The 14,999-nt window shown below is 57.2% G+C and carries 14 protein-coding genes; 6 read left to right on the top strand and 8 right to left on the bottom strand.

The window, feature by feature from the left end:
* The first annotated feature begins 66 nt into the window (after positions 1-66).
* The gene (nhaA, locus tag CFT68_RS04260; protein WP_088842169.1) at positions 67-1,383 is read left to right on the top strand and encodes a Na+/H+ antiporter NhaA; all 1,317 of its coding nucleotides are present in this window, start codon (positions 67-69) and stop codon (positions 1,381-1,383) included.
* A gap of 69 nt (positions 1,384-1,452) precedes the next feature.
* Here the strand turns inward: nhaA and CFT68_RS04255 are convergent, their stop codons facing one another.
* Positions 1,453-2,166, bottom strand: coding sequence for a VIT1/CCC1 transporter family protein (locus CFT68_RS04255; RefSeq protein ID WP_088842168.1), 714 nt, complete (start codon positions 2,164-2,166; stop codon positions 1,453-1,455).
* 266 nt (positions 2,167-2,432) lie between these two features.
* On the opposite strand from CFT68_RS04255, the gene mtgA reads away from it, so the two are divergent.
* Together mtgA and CFT68_RS04245 are read left to right on the top strand one after the other, a co-directional pair.
* Positions 2,433-3,179 (top strand): monofunctional biosynthetic peptidoglycan transglycosylase, encoded by a 747-nt coding sequence (gene mtgA, locus CFT68_RS04250; RefSeq protein WP_245815271.1) that lies wholly within the window; start codon positions 2,433-2,435, stop codon positions 3,177-3,179.
* Positions 3,180-3,194: 15 nt separating this feature from the next.
* A complete protein-coding gene (locus tag CFT68_RS04245; protein ID WP_088842167.1) occupies positions 3,195-3,644 on the top strand; it encodes a YybH family protein in 450 nt (149 codons plus the stop codon).
* Positions 3,645-3,687: 43 nt separating this feature from the next.
* Here CFT68_RS04245 and CFT68_RS04240 read toward each other — a convergent pair whose 3' ends face one another.
* The 3 genes from CFT68_RS04240 to CFT68_RS04230 form a co-directional block, all read right to left on the bottom strand.
* On the bottom strand, positions 3,688-4,323 hold the full coding sequence (locus CFT68_RS04240) for a GNAT family N-acetyltransferase (RefSeq protein WP_088842166.1): 636 nt from the start codon (positions 4,321-4,323) through the stop codon (positions 3,688-3,690).
* A gap of 71 nt (positions 4,324-4,394) precedes the next feature.
* Positions 4,395-5,573: an App1 family protein gene (locus CFT68_RS04235; RefSeq protein ID WP_088842165.1), complete on the bottom strand. Its 1,179-nt coding sequence runs from the start codon at positions 5,571-5,573 to the stop codon at positions 4,395-4,397.
* A gap of 140 nt (positions 5,574-5,713) precedes the next feature.
* Complete coding sequence (locus tag CFT68_RS04230; RefSeq protein ID WP_088843664.1) at positions 5,714-6,523, bottom strand: M48 family metalloprotease; 810 nt, start codon at positions 6,521-6,523, stop codon at positions 5,714-5,716.
* A 338-nt stretch (positions 6,524-6,861) separates the two neighbouring features.
* Between CFT68_RS04230 and CFT68_RS04225 the strand changes: the two genes are divergently transcribed.
* On the top strand, positions 6,862-7,983 hold the full coding sequence (locus CFT68_RS04225; RefSeq protein ID WP_088842164.1) for a DNA topoisomerase IB: 1,122 nt from the start codon (positions 6,862-6,864) through the stop codon (positions 7,981-7,983).
* 256 nt (positions 7,984-8,239) lie between these two features.
* On the opposite strand, the gene CFT68_RS04220 is transcribed toward CFT68_RS04225, so the two are convergent.
* Positions 8,240-9,826 (bottom strand): hypothetical protein, encoded by a 1,587-nt coding sequence (locus CFT68_RS04220; protein ID WP_088842163.1) that lies wholly within the window; start codon positions 9,824-9,826, stop codon positions 8,240-8,242.
* Positions 9,827-9,970: 144 nt separating this feature from the next.
* Between CFT68_RS04220 and CFT68_RS04215 the strand changes: the two genes are divergently transcribed.
* Both CFT68_RS04215 and CFT68_RS04210 read left to right on the top strand, forming a co-directional pair.
* Positions 9,971-11,566: a hypothetical protein gene (locus CFT68_RS04215; RefSeq protein ID WP_141106434.1), complete on the top strand. Its 1,596-nt coding sequence runs from the start codon at positions 9,971-9,973 to the stop codon at positions 11,564-11,566.
* A 104-nt stretch (positions 11,567-11,670) separates the two neighbouring features.
* Entirely contained in the window at positions 11,671-12,093 is a 423-nt protein-coding gene (locus tag CFT68_RS04210) for a hypothetical protein (RefSeq protein WP_088842161.1), read from the top strand.
* A 16-nt stretch (positions 12,094-12,109) separates the two neighbouring features.
* Here the strand turns inward: CFT68_RS04210 and CFT68_RS04205 are convergent, their stop codons facing one another.
* The 3 genes from CFT68_RS04205 to CFT68_RS04195 form a co-directional block, all read right to left on the bottom strand.
* On the bottom strand, positions 12,110-12,526 hold the full coding sequence (locus tag CFT68_RS04205) for a hypothetical protein (protein WP_088842160.1): 417 nt from the start codon (positions 12,524-12,526) through the stop codon (positions 12,110-12,112).
* A 184-nt stretch (positions 12,527-12,710) separates the two neighbouring features.
* Positions 12,711-14,195, bottom strand: a complete 1,485-nt coding sequence (locus tag CFT68_RS04200; RefSeq protein ID WP_088842159.1) for an exonuclease domain-containing protein — start codon at positions 14,193-14,195, stop codon at positions 12,711-12,713.
* A 169-nt stretch (positions 14,196-14,364) separates the two neighbouring features.
* On the bottom strand, positions 14,365-14,835 hold the full coding sequence (locus CFT68_RS04195; protein ID WP_088842158.1) for a ferritin-like domain-containing protein: 471 nt from the start codon (positions 14,833-14,835) through the stop codon (positions 14,365-14,367).
* Positions 14,836-14,999: the final 164 nt, after the last annotated feature.

Here is a 14,999-nt window from a genome sequence, read left to right as displayed (position 1 = left end):
CATACTGAAAAAAACCGTACTTGCAGCATCGGTTGGCCAGCTGTGGGCCGACACTATCCCTTATACATGGAAGCAGTTTCTCCGCTAATAAGGCCGTTGGTACGGCCATTTAATGAGTTTTTTCGTCGGGAAGCAGCGGGTGGTATTATGCTGCTGGCTACAAGTTTACTGGCCTTGGTTCTAGCAAATTCTGACTGGGGAATTGCGCGTTATTTCCCGGCTATTTGGGAAAAGCACGTGCACATAGGAACTGAAGGCTTCCTATTGAATATGAGCCTGCTGCATTGGATTAATGATGGGCTGATGACGGTGTTTTTCCTGATCGTAGGCCTGGAAATCAAGCGGGAGGTTTTGGAAGGGGAGCTGTCTTCCATCAAGCAGGCTTCTTTGCCTATTGCCGGGGCCATTGGGGGCATGCTCATGCCGGCCTTGTTGTTTTGGCTGATCAACCGAGGCACGCCAACCGCCGGAGGGTGGGGCATTCCGATGGCAACCGATATTGCTTTTTCCCTGGCCGTACTGAATCTGTTAGGGCCACGGATTCCGTTGGCGCTGAAGGTGTTCCTGACGGCTTTGGCGATAGTAGATGACCTGGGAGCCGTGCTGGTAATTGCGGGTTTCTATACTCAGCACCTGGAGCTTTCGGCCTTGGGCACGGCCGCCGTTATCTGGCTGGCACTGGTGGCATTCAACCGCCTGGGCCTACGCAGCCTGTGGTTTTATCTGCCTCTGGGCTTTGTGCTGTGGTTTTACATGCTGCAATCGGGGGTGCACGCCACGCTGGCCGGGGTGCTGCTGGCCGTAACCATTCCCTCGCGCATCGGCCACGACCGACCCGCGCTGTTACGCTTGTTGGAGGAGAAGCTGCAATTTCTCAACCTGGAAGCACACGGTACCACCGCCGACCCGCGCACGATTAGTGAGGAACTGGAAGCGTTGGCCGAAACCATCAGCTCGCCGGCGCAGCGCTTGGAGCAGCGGTTGCACGGGGTGGTATCGTTCGGCATTATTCCGCTTTTCGCCTTCGCCAATACCAGTCTCATCATCGAGCCTAGCGCAATCCAGGAGTTAGCCTCTCCGCTGAGTCTGGGAATATTGGTAGGCCTGGTGGTTGGCAAACCGTTGGGAATAGGCCTGGTTTGTGGGCTCATGCAGTTCATCACCCGAAGTGCCCTGCCCAAAGGCGTGAGCTGGCGGCACCTTATGGGGGCCGGCGTGCTGGCTGGTATCGGGTTTACCATGTCCATATTCATCACCCTGCTGGCCCTGGGCGAGCATTCAGAAGGGCAGGCGGTTGCGAAAATTGCCATTCTGTTGGCTTCTCTGCTTGCCGGCACGTTGGGCTACCTGCTGTTGCGTACCACCCCTGCCACCCATGCGTAATCAGTCAGGTATTGCGTACCTGGGGCTCGATTACATCGCAGAGTGGTTGCACCTGACTTCCTAGGCCAGTTAGCTGAACTGCCGGGCCACAAAAAAGGCGGCGGCGGCGGCCAAAGCGCCGGTGCCGGCCATTTTGAGGGCACCCCAAACGGGCGGCTGCCCCGTCATGCGGCTCTTGAAGTAGCCAAACACCAGCAGACACACAAGCGTAATGATGGCCGACCAGAGCAATCCTTCACTCGGCGTTTCAGTAAGGAAATAGGCGCTCAGCGGAATCAGGCCACCCACGGCGTAGGCCAGGCTGATGGTGGCGGCGCTTTTAGGGGCTTGCTTAGGATCTGGTTTTTCCAGGCCCAGCTCATACTTCATCATGAAGTGAACCCACTGCTCGGGGTTGGAGGTCAGCTCGCGCACGGCGGCTTCGCGGGTAGCTGCCGAAAGACCCATTTCGGCCAGCAGCTCATCCACTTCGGCACGTTCCGTTTCCGGTACTTCCTGCACTTCGCGGTGCTCCCGCGCCAGCTCGGCATCGTAATGCTCAATCTCAGTGCGGCCGGCCAGGTAGCCGCCCAGCCCCATGGCAATGGAACCCGCTACCACTTCCGCCAGACCCGCCGTAATAACCAGTGCCGAGGAATCTACAGCCCCGCTCAGGCCCGCCGCCAAAGCGAAAGGCACCGTCAGGCCATCAGAAAGGCCTATCACGATATCCTGCAACATGGCGGAGCTGGTCAGGTGGTCTTCCGGGTGCGGGTGTTGATGCGCGTGTGAGGAGGGGAGCATAGAGTTCAGTAGGGAAGTTTTTACCAGTGAGCGAGGGTTGGCGAATCCTTTCCGTAGGCCAGTCCGGAGCGAAAGGAGTGGCCTACAAAACTTCGGCTTGGGCTTTTTTAAACTATTAAAGTTCAAGCAGTAAGCTCACGAACCCGGTACGTAGCTGCCGCAGAATTGGGCATAGGTAGAGAAGCCGGACCCCGATTTCTGCTACTTTTGCCTCGCTGCCCCGGCCGCAGGAAGTAAGAACTAAAGTATTTAGCGGGATTTCTGTTTTGAACAATACGTATAAAAGGCAGTTGAGTCGTGCCGGACGGATAGGCCTACAAGTGGTAGCGGCTATGTTTCTGGCTTCGGTAGCCTGGGTGCTGGTGTACCGCTGGGTTTCGCCGCCCGCTACCTGGCTGATGCTAGACCGCCGGGCCCACGCGCCGGTGGGCAAAGGGTATTATGGAATCCGGGAAGAAGACCGGCGCATCAACTACAGTTTCCTCACCATTGAGGAGGTTTCGGCGCACGTGCCGCTGGCATTGGTGGCCGCCGAAGACCAGCGCTTTCTGCTGCATCATGGTTTTGATGGAGATGCCCTGTTGAAGGCGGCCAAGTCGAACATGAGCGGTGGAAAACAGCTGCGCGGCGGTAGCACCATCTCGCAGCAGGTGGCCAAAAACGTGTTTTTGTGGCAAGGGCGCAGCTACGTGCGCAAAGCGGCCGAGGCATACTTTACCATCCTTATTGAGCTGCTCTGGGACAAGCGCCGCATTATGGAGATGTACCTGAACGTGGCCGAAATGGGCGACTGTATTTTTGGAGTGGAGGCCGCCTCGCAGCAGTATTTTCATAAGTCGGCCAGCAAGCTCAGCCCTCAGGAAGCAGCACTGCTGGCAGGGGTGTTGCCCAATCCCTTGCGTTTCCGGGCCAGCAACCCCGGCCCGCAGGCCCGCGCCAAGCAGCAGCGGGTGCTGCGCAATATGCGCCGGCTGGGTGGCCCGGCCTACGTGCGCACGCTCCTGGAAGACTAAATCCAACAGCTTATTATGAACCGATACTTGCTTTCAGGTGGCCTAGGCCTGTGCCTGCTCTCCGCTTGCACCACCACCCAGCCGCTAGGCCAGTCGGGTAACCCGCGCCCGGAAATTGTGCGCGTGCTGACAACGCAAACTGCCGCCTGGAACCGGGGCGATGTAGCAGCCTACATGGAGGGCTACTGGCACGATGACTCCCTGGTTTTCATCGGCAAGAAAGGCCTCACATATGGCTGGCAGCCTACGCTGGATAACTACCGCCGCAGCTACCCAACCCCCGAGGCCATGGGCCAGCTTGATTTCTCTAACCTGCGCATTCAGCCTCTCAACCCCGATGCGGCCCACGTTATTGGTCGCTGGCACCTGGCCCGCCCAGCCGCTGGCGACCTAGAAGGCCACTTTCTGCTGGTTTTTCGGCGCATAAATGGCCAGTGGGTAATCGTAGCCGATCATTCGAGCTAGGGAAGGTGCTAGCAGGTGACAAACGGGTAATACTCCTAAAGCCTTAAGAAGCCGGAAGGAAGGCAGTGGAATAGGGGGATATTACTTCCCACCCCAGCCGCTGGTACAGCCCCCGACCTGCTTCCGTGGCCACCAGTAAGCGCTCAGAAACGCCGGCTTCTTGTGCCAAGGCATCCAGAGCAAGCATCAGGCTGGTGCCGAGCCCTTTGTTGCGGTGGGGTTCCCGCGTTTCGATCCGGTCGAATACTGCCGTTCCACGGTGCAGCACAACGCGGCCTATTGCTGCGGTCTGGCCTGTGGTATCGAGCAAGCGGATCACGTAAGCCCCGTGTTCTACGGCTGTTTGCGCCTGATAGCTAGCGGGCAGTGAGCTAAGCGGAGCCATCATGGTGGGGCAGCGCATGAAATACCGGGGTAGTTCAATCTGCCAGGCAGGAGGCAGCGCCCGCCGCAACTGAGCTGGCTGTACAGCGGCCTTGAGGTAAATAAACGGGTCCTGAATGTGGGCGGCACAGTTTTGTAAAGCTTCTCTGGCCTCCACAAATACGTAGCGCCGCACCTGCTCGGGCCAGCCTACTTCCACCACTAATCCCTCGCCGTAGGGCTGGGGAAGCGGTAAGCCGCGGGCAAGGCTCCAGCCCGTCAGCCAGTGCTCCAGAAGACTCAACTCAACATGCATGAAACGGGGAAAGGAGCGGTTTTACTCAGTAAGTGAGACGCAAAGAGCCGACACGATGCATAGCCGCCAGACTACTTCATCACCGGCTCACCGGTAGTTTCTTCCGTGCCGTTGGGTTCAGCGGCTTCATCTTTGCGCTTCTCGGTTTCTACCGCCTGAATTGCCTCTTGGAAGATCAGGCCCTTTTGGGCCGCGTGCTCGGCCGCTTGAACGGTGTCTTTCACCAGCAGCATTTCCACTTTATCATTCCGCAATTCCTCCGAAACGCGTTCTACCAGGGCGGCACGCTCTGGCAAATTTACGTCGCGTATGTACACGGCCAGAATGCGGCCAGGGTAGCGGCGCACCACCTCGCGGTAGATGTTGGCATCTTCCTGGCCCGAGTCGCCGATGAGCACGAAGGGCAGCTCCGGGTACGTGAGCAGCAGGTTGTCGATTTCCTTAAGCTTGTGGCCGTGGTGCTCCGAAGTTGCGCCGGCTTCTTTGCGCTTCATGGCCATATCGCGGAGCAGCAGGGGGCCGGGCGGAATATTGTTGAGGTCTAGGAAGTCTTCCAGCAGATCATACAGATTCCAAGGCGAGCTGCTCACGTAGAAAAACGGGTTGTTGCGCTTCCCATTACGCCCCAGCTGCAACGACCGGTAAAACTCGGCTACGCCTTTAAATGGCATCCGGGAGCGGGCATTACGCAACAATACGGTGCGGGCCATGCGCAGCAAATCGGTGGCAGAGGTCTGAATGACGGTATCATCCAGATCTGATATGATGCCATACTCGGCGTCGGGCGGCGGAATGAGCACCATGGCCTGGGTGCGGAGGTTGAGCGCGGCCGGAAACGGGGGCGGCGACTTTTCCAGCAGCACATCTACTGGGTACCACAAATAATCAATGGGTTCGGGCAGTACGGTTGGCTCCAGGTTTAGGGTGAAGTACCCTTCGTCATCGGTCACGACGGCGTGCGCGCTGCCATCAGCCGGGCGCACAGAGAGCAGAGCGCCGCTGATTTCGTTGCTATCGAAGCGGCGATACATGTTCAGCAGGTTCTGCCACCGCGAGTCGGTTGCGCCGGGCTCCTTTATGCCCTTATCCGTGAGCAGGCGACCTTTTATGTACAGACGGGTAGGGGTACCGTAGCTGCGGTAGGGGACCATCTGCAGCGGGTGCAGCAGGCCCAGGCGCGCCCGGGCCCGGGTCAGGGCATCATCGGTCCGCTCGGCCCAGTCGTTGAATTTGTCGAGTAGTGAAGCCATAGAACCGTAAAGAAAGCAAGAGTAGATGGAATAGGCCTACGGTGAACCTTAGGTCTTTCGTTGCGCCCAGCCTCAAAAGAAGGGCATAAAAAAAGGCCTTCTGCCGAAGCAAAAAGCCTTTTTCGTTCAGCATCAGTGGCCTAGAGCAAGCTCTTGAGCTCATTGAGCGAAGCACTGCTAGAGGTACGGTTGCGGCAGCCCAGCTGGTCGGCCTTCGTTTGAATGGCCTCTACCCGGGAGCCGGGGTCGGGGTGGGTGCTCAGGAATTCGGGGGTGCTGGCCTGGCCCTGCGTTTGGGCCTTGATGAAGAAGCCGGCCGCACCATCACAAGCGTAATAGCTGGTGCCGTTCAGATATACTACAGAGTACTCATCGGCCTCGCGCTCATAGTCGCGGCTGAATTTGAGCTGCCCTAGGCCAGTAGCAATCTGGGCCAGCTGGTTCGGGTTTTCGCCCAGCAGCACACTCAGCAGCACACTAATGCCGTACTGCTGCTGTAGCTGGCGCGAGGTGTGGCGGCGGTCGGCGTGGGCAATTTCGTGGCCTAGCACACCGGCCAGTTGGTCTTCGCTATCCAGAAACTTAATCAGGCCCGAGAATACGTAGATGTGGCCGCCGGGCGTAGCAAAGGCATTTAGCGTCTTATCATCCTTGATGATCTGCACATCCCAGGGAAACTCGTTGCGGTACTGCAGCTGGCCCGAGTTGAGAACCCGCGTCACGATTTGGTTGAGCAGCGCGTAGACGCGGGCATTGCTGCTTTTTTCCAGCAGCTGGCCCTGAGCGCGGTAAGTAGAATCGGTTTGGTGGGCGACTTTAACGCCAAGGGCCTTATCGTCTTCCACCGAAAACAGGATGACACCGTCGCCGTCTTTGGAGCAGGAGGCCATCGAGCCGAGAGTTAGAAAAAGGCCTAAATACAGCCAGGGCTTTAGCAAGGTGCGACGCATGAACAGGAAGGAGAGTAAGTGAAAAAAGAGCGGATGGTAAAAGCACACTAGAAAATACGATGCCAAAAGCACGCCGCTCCGGTACGGCCACGCAAAGCCAGTGGTTGCCGTTTTAAACGCATTGGCGCTATTTATCGGATTATCAGGCCCAAAAAAATAGTGTTGAGCAGCTCGGGCCTTGCTTTCTGGTGATGATGCTCCGCGCCTTCGCCTTAGCTGCCGGAGCGCTTTTGCGGCAGCCGAAGCGTTGAGCTACCCCGGCATCACTTCCGGCGGTTTTTGCGTAGAGCTAAACGCCCGTAGGCCACTTCCGGCCCGCGGGCTTTTCTGTTCTGTTTATGTCCCTCAGCACTGCCCGCCCCAAAACCCAAAAGAAACGTCTTGATCCCCTGGAAGAGGCGCACCTGCTTTACAAAGACCCGGCTCGCCAAGCCGAACTGGCCGGCCTGCGCTACCTCACCGATGCTAAGCCCGGCATTACGCGCCAGCCCGCCGCCGAGGGCAGCTTTCAGTATCTGAGTGCCAAAGGAGAGCCCGTTACGGATGAGAAAACGCTGGCCCGCATCAACGGCTTCGTGATTCCGCCGGCCTGGACGGATGTATGGATTTCGCCCTCGCCCAACACCCACCTGCAAGTAACTGGCCGCGACGCCAAAGGTCGCAAGCAATACCTCTACCACGGCGCCTGGGACGAGGCCCGCAGCCTTACCAAGTTCAGCCGCCTGCGCGCGTTTGGGGAGAAGCTGGCCGATTTGCGCCTGCAGATTCAGAAAGACCTGGCCCGCCCCAAGCTGGATAAGCCCAAAGTAATTGCTATTGTCCTGACCCTGATGGACCAGTCGTTTATCCGGATTGGGAATAAGGAGTACGCCAAGAAGAACAAAACGTACGGCCTCACCACACTCCGCGACCGGCATGTGGAAGTAAATGGCGCCGATGTACGCTTTGCCTTTGTGGGTAAAAAAGGCGTGGCCCACGACCTGACCATTCATGACCGGAAGCTGGCCCGCCTAGTGCAGAAGTGCAAGGAGATACCAGGGCAGCACCTATTTCAGTATTATGCCCCCGACGGGCACCGCGCCGAGCTGGAATCGGGCGATGTGAATGCGTATCTGCAGGAAGTTACGGGCCTGAAGCTGTCGGCCAAGGACTTCCGTACCTGGGGCGGCACCGTGAAAATGGTGGAGTGTCTGGAATCTATAATTGAGGAGGAGCCCGAGTTTCCGAAGCCCAAAACCCTAAAACGGGCCGTGCGGGATGTAGCCCAGAACCTGGGCAACACGCCCACCGTGTGCTCTAAATACTATATCCATCCACAAGTAGTCGAGCTATTCAACTCCGATCAACTCATCGACTACCTCCGCCGCCACAATGCCGACCCTGCCGAAGACGACCTGCTCACGCCCACAGAGCACATGGTGCTGGAGATGCTGGAAGAGCTGGACCGAGGGAATAACTGAGTTGGTCGTTCTATTGAGCTAGGCCTAGCGTGTCATTGCGAGCGGAGCGAAGCAATCTTTCTTTCCAGTCGCGCCAACTGCTGGCCTACACTAAGAAGCCCTTACCTCCATTGTGGTGGTAAGGGCTTCTTAGTGTATTAACGGCTTGTGCAATGGGAAAGAAAAATTGCTTTGTCGTGCCTCCTCGCAATGACATGCCTAGGCCTTCTGAACCGTGCAGGCCACCAGAACCTCAACCTCACTATTTCACCACCTATTATCTCCCTGAGCCGTCGCGGTCGAAGGCGTGGGTGGAGACGCCCCGGGAGCGGTGGTCTTTGGTTTCGGGTCCTATTTCAAACACGGTGTTGCGCTTGGTATCATAGATGCGGGTTTTCTTGCGTAGGCCACTCACCCCCGATGAATCGTTGATGGTGTCCTCCTCCGGGCCGCCGTAAATATCAATGAAAGGGGAGCGGGCCACCGAACCTGTTACCGTAAACTCATCTTTGCCCTTTAGGCCATGCAGCACCACTTGGCGGGTATCGGCGGGGTTGAAGCGGCGGCGGTACAGCAGGGAATCCTTTTTAGTGCCCAAAGTATAGACCGAAACCACCGTGACTGTGTCATGGAGCCGCTCGACCACAAACCGCTCGGCCTGGTCGGTGCCGGCTACCACCACGCGGCGTGCGCGCAGCTGGTAAAATTCCTCGGCTGCCTGCGGTAGGGTAGCCCGCCGGGCACGTAGCTTGGCTTCCATGCGGGCACCTTCCAGCGCATACACTTCGCGGGGCAGTCCTTTCTGAACGGCCGCATGAATCACCTCATCGGTGAGAAGCTGCTGCAGCTCCTGGGCGGTACTGCTGTAGGCCTCTCGGGGCATGCTACTCAGGGCGCGTTCGTCTATAAAGCTCGCGTTGCGTGTGTAGCCTTCTATGCTTTCATAATGGGGCTTGAAGGTTCGAAACTTCGGGACTATCCGGCTCACCAGCCAGGAAACTAGGCCATCATCAAACCGGAAAAATACCTGGTCGCGGTCTTGTGGAATGGGGCGCCAGAGAGTTTTGCCGTTGGGTTGGCTGTAGGCGGCCCAGTTCCATTGCCCTTCATGCCGGTCCCAGTCGCCCATCCACAAGTCAAGCAGGCGTGCTCGCAGAAAGGCGGCTTCATCAATGCTGTGCTCCGGCGAATGATAACGCTCTTCCAGCATTTTCTCAGACTCCTCCAGCGCTCTTGCGCCCTTCAGAGCGCCCACAATATTTTCCTCGCCTTCCACCTTTTGCTCCAGCATCACCACCTTGCCCCGCAGCCGGGCCGAAGCCTCGCCTAGGCCATCTTCATCGGGCCGGATGTAGTAGGGGCGAGGCGTTGCGTGCGGTATCTTGGCGGCCTGCGCCAGAGCCGGCACTACAAAAGCGCCGTAGGGCATTCCGGCCGAAGTAGCATCCCGAACAGTCGTCAGCACGAAGCCCTGGCGCAGTACTTTGGGCAGCGTTTTGTACGGGTCTTTATCGATGCTGCGCAGGGCATAGCTCCGGCCGCTTGAGGCCAGCAGCGTGGCACTGGTGGTCTGGAAGCCGCCGCCCAGCTTTCCAAACTTCAGGCCTCCATTCACCACAGTGGCCGGCTTGAACACTGGCAGTGTGACCGGCGTGGCCCACACTTTGCGGTAGTGGGCTCCCAGCAGTAGCCGGCCCAGGGGGCCGCGTTGGTAATGGCGCCCGGCTGTTACCAGGGCACTGTCGGCGGCGGCGAGCAAGGGAGCCGGGTAGGCCACCCGGGCATCGGGTTGGAAGTAACTTTCTCGCGAACAGCTGGTAGTGGCCACTAGCACCAGCAGAAAGGTGGGGAAACGTTTTGTCATTCAAAAGAGAGAAAACACGGCTTACACCCTTGAACGGAACTCAGCTGTAAAAGTAGATGGCCTTGCTCAACAACCGGCAGGGCCCCGTTTGCGCTATAAGGGCAGCGGCATTGGGCCGCAGAAGCCTTCTAAGCCTAAGATTTCGTGCCGCTTTCCCCTTACTCGTCATCTGTAGGCCTGCTGAGTGCCTTACTGTTGTGCTCGTGCACGTCGCCCGCGGCGCCGGTCGTATCCCATCCGGCCCAGGCCATTGCGCCCGACTCCACCGTGAAAGTGGCAGCAGGGCCTCAGTATCAGCGGGGGGCGGTGCACGCCTTTTTTTGGGGAAAACACTACCGGGAGATATGGGCTACTCCCGTCACGGCTCCCGTATTCAACCTCCGGACGGCCGTGCCGGGCGGCCTTACGCCAGTGCGTGAAGGCGGCAGCTTCCAGACCCGCAACCTGCGCCTGGTAGACCGCAACGGGATGCAATACGTGTTGCGCTCCGTAGATAAAGACCCCACCAAGGCCCTGCCCGAAAACCTGCAGGCCGGGCCTATTGGCCGGCTCATGAAAGACCAGACCAGCGTCATTCATCCGTATGGCGCCTACATTGTGCCGCAGCTGGCCCAGGCAGCTGGCCTATTTCATACCAACCCAAGGCTAGTATATCTGTCAGACGACCCAGCCCTGGGAGAGTACCGGACGGCTTTTGCCAATCAGCTGTACTTGTTTGAAGAGCGGCCCGAAGGCGACCAGAGCACTGTCCAAAGCTTTGGCCGCTCCGCCAGTGTGGAAAGCTCCCGCAAGGTGTTCACCAATTTGCTCACAAGTCCACAGTACCACATTGATGCCCGCCAGTATCTGCGTAACCGGCTGTTTGATATGTGGCTCGGCGACTGGAGCCGCCGCGAAGACCAATGGCGCTGGGCCAGTTTTCCGGGAGCCACTGGTACCACCATCTACAAAGCCATTCCGCGCGACCGGGACCATGCGTTTTTTAAGTTTGATGATGGCTTGCTCACGCACATCATTGGGTGGGTGAAATCCAACTACCAGAGCTTTCACGAAACCATTCGGCTGCGCGATGTGGAGGGCCTGAACCGGGCGGCGCGTCCCATGGATAAGTCGTTACTGGCCTACCTTACCCGCAATGACTTTCGGGAAATTGCCGATTCCTTACGCCAGGCGCTGCCCAACTCCGTGATTTCGGATGCGCTGCAAGTGTGGCCTACGGAGGTGCAGGCCCTGTCAATGGCTGATTTCAACCGCAAGCTGCACGCGCGGCGCGACGAGCTGCCGGCAGTAGCGGACAAGTTCTACGAGCTGCTGGCCGAAGAAATAGAGCTGCCCGGCACCGATGCCGCCGAGCGTTTTGTGGTGGAGCCCGCTGGCACAGGCAAAGTGCGGGTACAGGTATTTCAGATAAACCCCACTGGCGACAAGCTGCTGTCCCAACGGACCTTCGATGCCGCCGAAACCAACGTAATCCGTCTTTTTGGCCTGGGTGGTAACGATGCCTTTGAGGTGCGCGGCGTCCCCGATGCGCGCATCGCCCTAGGCCTATACGATGGCGCCGGGCAGGACCTGATTGAAACCACGCAGGTTCCGGCAGGGGCCAAAACCAGTATTACGGTGTATGATAGCGGCGACGGCAATACGCTCACGCTTTCCAAGGCCGTTGAGGTAAAGAAATACCTACCCCGCGCCGATGAGTTCGACGCGGCTGGGTGGCTGCTGCGTCATCGGCTATATTAAGCAGGGCTTTTGCCTGGTTATTACAGGCTCAGCCGCTAGTTATGTGTATATACCTGGCCTAGCCACTGGGCAGGTTGTGTAAGATGGAGTCAACTACAGTTCCGATGCAGCACTTTTCCACCCCAGATTATCTGACACTGACGTATCGTTCAGATCTTCACTTTCTGGTTGCGCGGTGGCAAAGGCCTGTTTCAGGGGCCGAAACCCGGGAGGGCTACCAGCATATTCTGGAGGCGGCTCTGCTGTGCCAGTGCCCTTACTGGCTACTGGATGGCCGCCGCCGTACTCCTGCCGATGACGAAACGACGAACTGGGGACTCAATGAGTTCTTCCCGACCCTGAGCACCCATCTGGGCCAGACGGTTTTCATGAGCCAGCTCCTCTCACCAACCTACCAAATGCTGACGATGGACTTGCCAGCTTTCGCGGAGGCCGACGCCAACTCGGATCGTACGTATTTTATGCGGCGTTTTAATGATGAGACCAGCGCCGTAGAATGGCTGCAGCAGGCCCAACAGCAACTTTGAGTAGAAAGGAAGTGGCCTAGGCCATGAGAATATCTGTATAGCGCCGGCAGCTCCATTTGCGGGCTTCCTCCACCGAGAGAAAATAGGCCGTAGCCAGGGGCACTGTGCTGGCTTCGTGCTGCATCACCTGCATGATGCCAATCCGATTGAGCGGGTTTTCGGGCTCTATCACCGCCATACGCCGGATGCCCAGCGCCGCGAAGCGTGGAAACCACTTCTCATATATCCATTCCTGATCCTGGGGTGTGAGGGTTTGCATAGCCTGCAAATTGCCAATCCAGGTGTGTACGCCCAGCCGGCTGGCTTGGGAGATGCCTAAGAGCATGCCCTCCCGAAATTGGACACTGGTAGCCTTCTGCCACTGCATTTCCAGCACCCGGTAGGTAGCATCATGAAGAATACGCAAATAAGGAGAGTCGAACACTTGCATCATCACGCAGAACTAGCTAGCGGCCACCGACCGACCTACCGAAGTTAGCGTAATTATTTTTTATATAGTTTATCTTATATGTTAAGATTTATCTGCATCGCTGGGTAAATAAAAAAAGCCTGTCCGGCGCATAATAGCGCCGGACAGGCTCCTGAGGGCATTTGTACAACTGCAGCTACTGCTGGCGTTAGCTGAACACTTTCACTTTATCCTTGTGCTTTGTACGTAGGTACTGCCGGATAATCTGCTGCACATCTTTATTGTCGTTGTAGCGCTTCACAGCGTCCTTGAAATCTGGGAAGCGGCGAGCCGTAAAGGTCTCATCAACGTAGCCAAAGCCTACGTAACGGCCGTTTTCCACTACTACCAGGCTCTTTTCACTTTCATTTCGGCCTTGCCCTATCACCACAAACGAGCCGTGCTCATAGGTGAAAGATTCAATGGCGGCCTCTACCCGCTGGTTATACTCATCGGCGGGCTCTAGGCCTATGCAGGCCCCTTTACAGCGGTGCACCTGGTAATCGAAGCACGAACCGGTGGTCTTATACAGGTCGCAGAGCTTCTGGCACAGGTTGAACTTGGCTACTTTGTGAAAAAGGAAGCCCTTTGCCTTGTATTGGTTGCCGAGCGCAATAAGCGGGTGCGACTCCGCATGGTCATCGGCCTTGCCATAGTAGAGGTGCTTGTAGCCGTTCTCATCGACGCGCATAAAAATGCCCGCCGGAAACACCGAGCGCCGCTGGGCGCGGTTATATAAGGGCTTCAGGCGCTTGATTTCGTGCGACTCGTACAGCAGCGCTACCAGCTCGGAGCCCGTCAGGTCCCAGGTAATATCGGAAATGGAATTCTTGAACTCCAGACTCTTACGCGACTTGTAATCGACGGCAAAGTGCTGCTGAATCCGCTTATAGATATTGATGCTTTTACCGACATAAATTACTTCGCCCTGCTCGTTGTGGAAGTAATACACGCCCGCCTCCTGGGGCAAAGAAGCCACTTTTTCAGGCGTAATATTGGGCGGCAGCAGCGCGGTCCGGATTGCCTCCTGAACAGCCTTTATCTTGCGGGGCGCGGGTGCCTTGGCGTTGGCCGTCTGGCGGCCTGAGGGTGCGGTAGCATCTACTGCCGCCAAGGTGTCAGCGGGGCTTAGGCCGGGAGCTACCAGCGCTTCCTCCTGCTGCGAAATCTTGAGCAGCCGCCCAAAAAGAATGGCCGTAGCCGCAGCATCTCCCCCCGCGCGGTGCCGGCCTTCCAGCGGAATACCGATGTTCTGGCACAGCTTCCCCAAGCTATAACTAGGCTGGCCAGGCATCAGGGAGCGGCTCAGGCGCACCGTGCATAGCGTTTTGCGGGAGTAATTGTAGCCTAAGTCCGCAAACTCCTTCTTCAGGAAACTGTAGTCGAACCGCACATTGTGGGCCACAAACACGCAGCCTTCCGTCATTTCCACCACCTTGCGGGCCACCTCATGAAACTTGGGAGCCTCGCGCACCATCTCATCAGAAATGCCCGTGAGCTGGGTGATAAAGAAGGGGATAGGCCTACCGGGATTGAGCAACGTGCTGTACTCATCCACCACCTTTTCTCCGTCGTGGATATAGATGGCAATTTCCGTGATACGGTCCTGCGCAGGCTGGCCGCCGGTAGTTTCTAAGTCAATGATGGCGTACAAAAGCGGCTTGAAATCAGGTAATAAAACGTGCTAAGCAGATTGGTAACAAAGATAGGCTTTCCAAAGGTTGCAAAGCGCCCACAGTTCTGCAAAAGTACCTTGTGCGGTACTGAGTAAAACAAAAAAAGCCTGCACATGGCAGGCTTTTTTTAGGAAGAAAGAAGGTGGCCTAGCGGCTGCCTTTCTGTTGCGTTACCCAGTTTTTAGCCGACAGAATTTCGCCGTGCTGTTTCTCGATTACGGTGCGGGCCTCAGTGGGCAGCTCCCGTGATTTTAGAGCAGTTTCGTAGGAGCTCAAGGCCGTAGCATCGCCCGTTTCGCACTCGCCCAGAATGGCTGAGTCGTCTTGGCCGGTAATAGCCGACTTAATGTTGATCCAGCCCCGGTGTACGGCGGCGGCAGCATCGGCCACTACGCCTTCTACCGTGGTTTCATCTTGGGGGGTGATGCCATACTGATTGGCATGCTGCGTGAGCTCAGAAGCAAACTGCGCGCGCTGCTGGCTTAGCTGGCTCAGTTTAGATTTCAGCTCGGGGCTCGATACACCTTCGGCAGCTTCCTGATAGCCTTTAGCAGCCGTTTTATTGATTTCTACGAGGTCGTTGTAAGCGCGAGCGGTTTCGCCAGTGATAATAGCCATGGGAAGGAATTTTCAGGGTTAGAGTATTCAAAAAAGGGCGCTGCCAGAAGCAGCAACCTGAGCATTATACCTACCCAAACGCTGGGAGGTTGCTGAATAAGGGGTATAAAATTTGGGAGAAATATGTTGACTTTGCGATGCTCTAAAACAGAGAACCCTGCTCA

This window comes from Hymenobacter gelipurpurascens (assembly GCF_900187375.1).
Classification (GTDB): Bacteria; Bacteroidota; Bacteroidia; order Cytophagales; family Hymenobacteraceae; genus Hymenobacter; species Hymenobacter gelipurpurascens.
The sequence above is the reverse complement of the archived record's forward strand: the minus strand, read 5'-3'. Positions and strand labels throughout refer to the sequence as shown.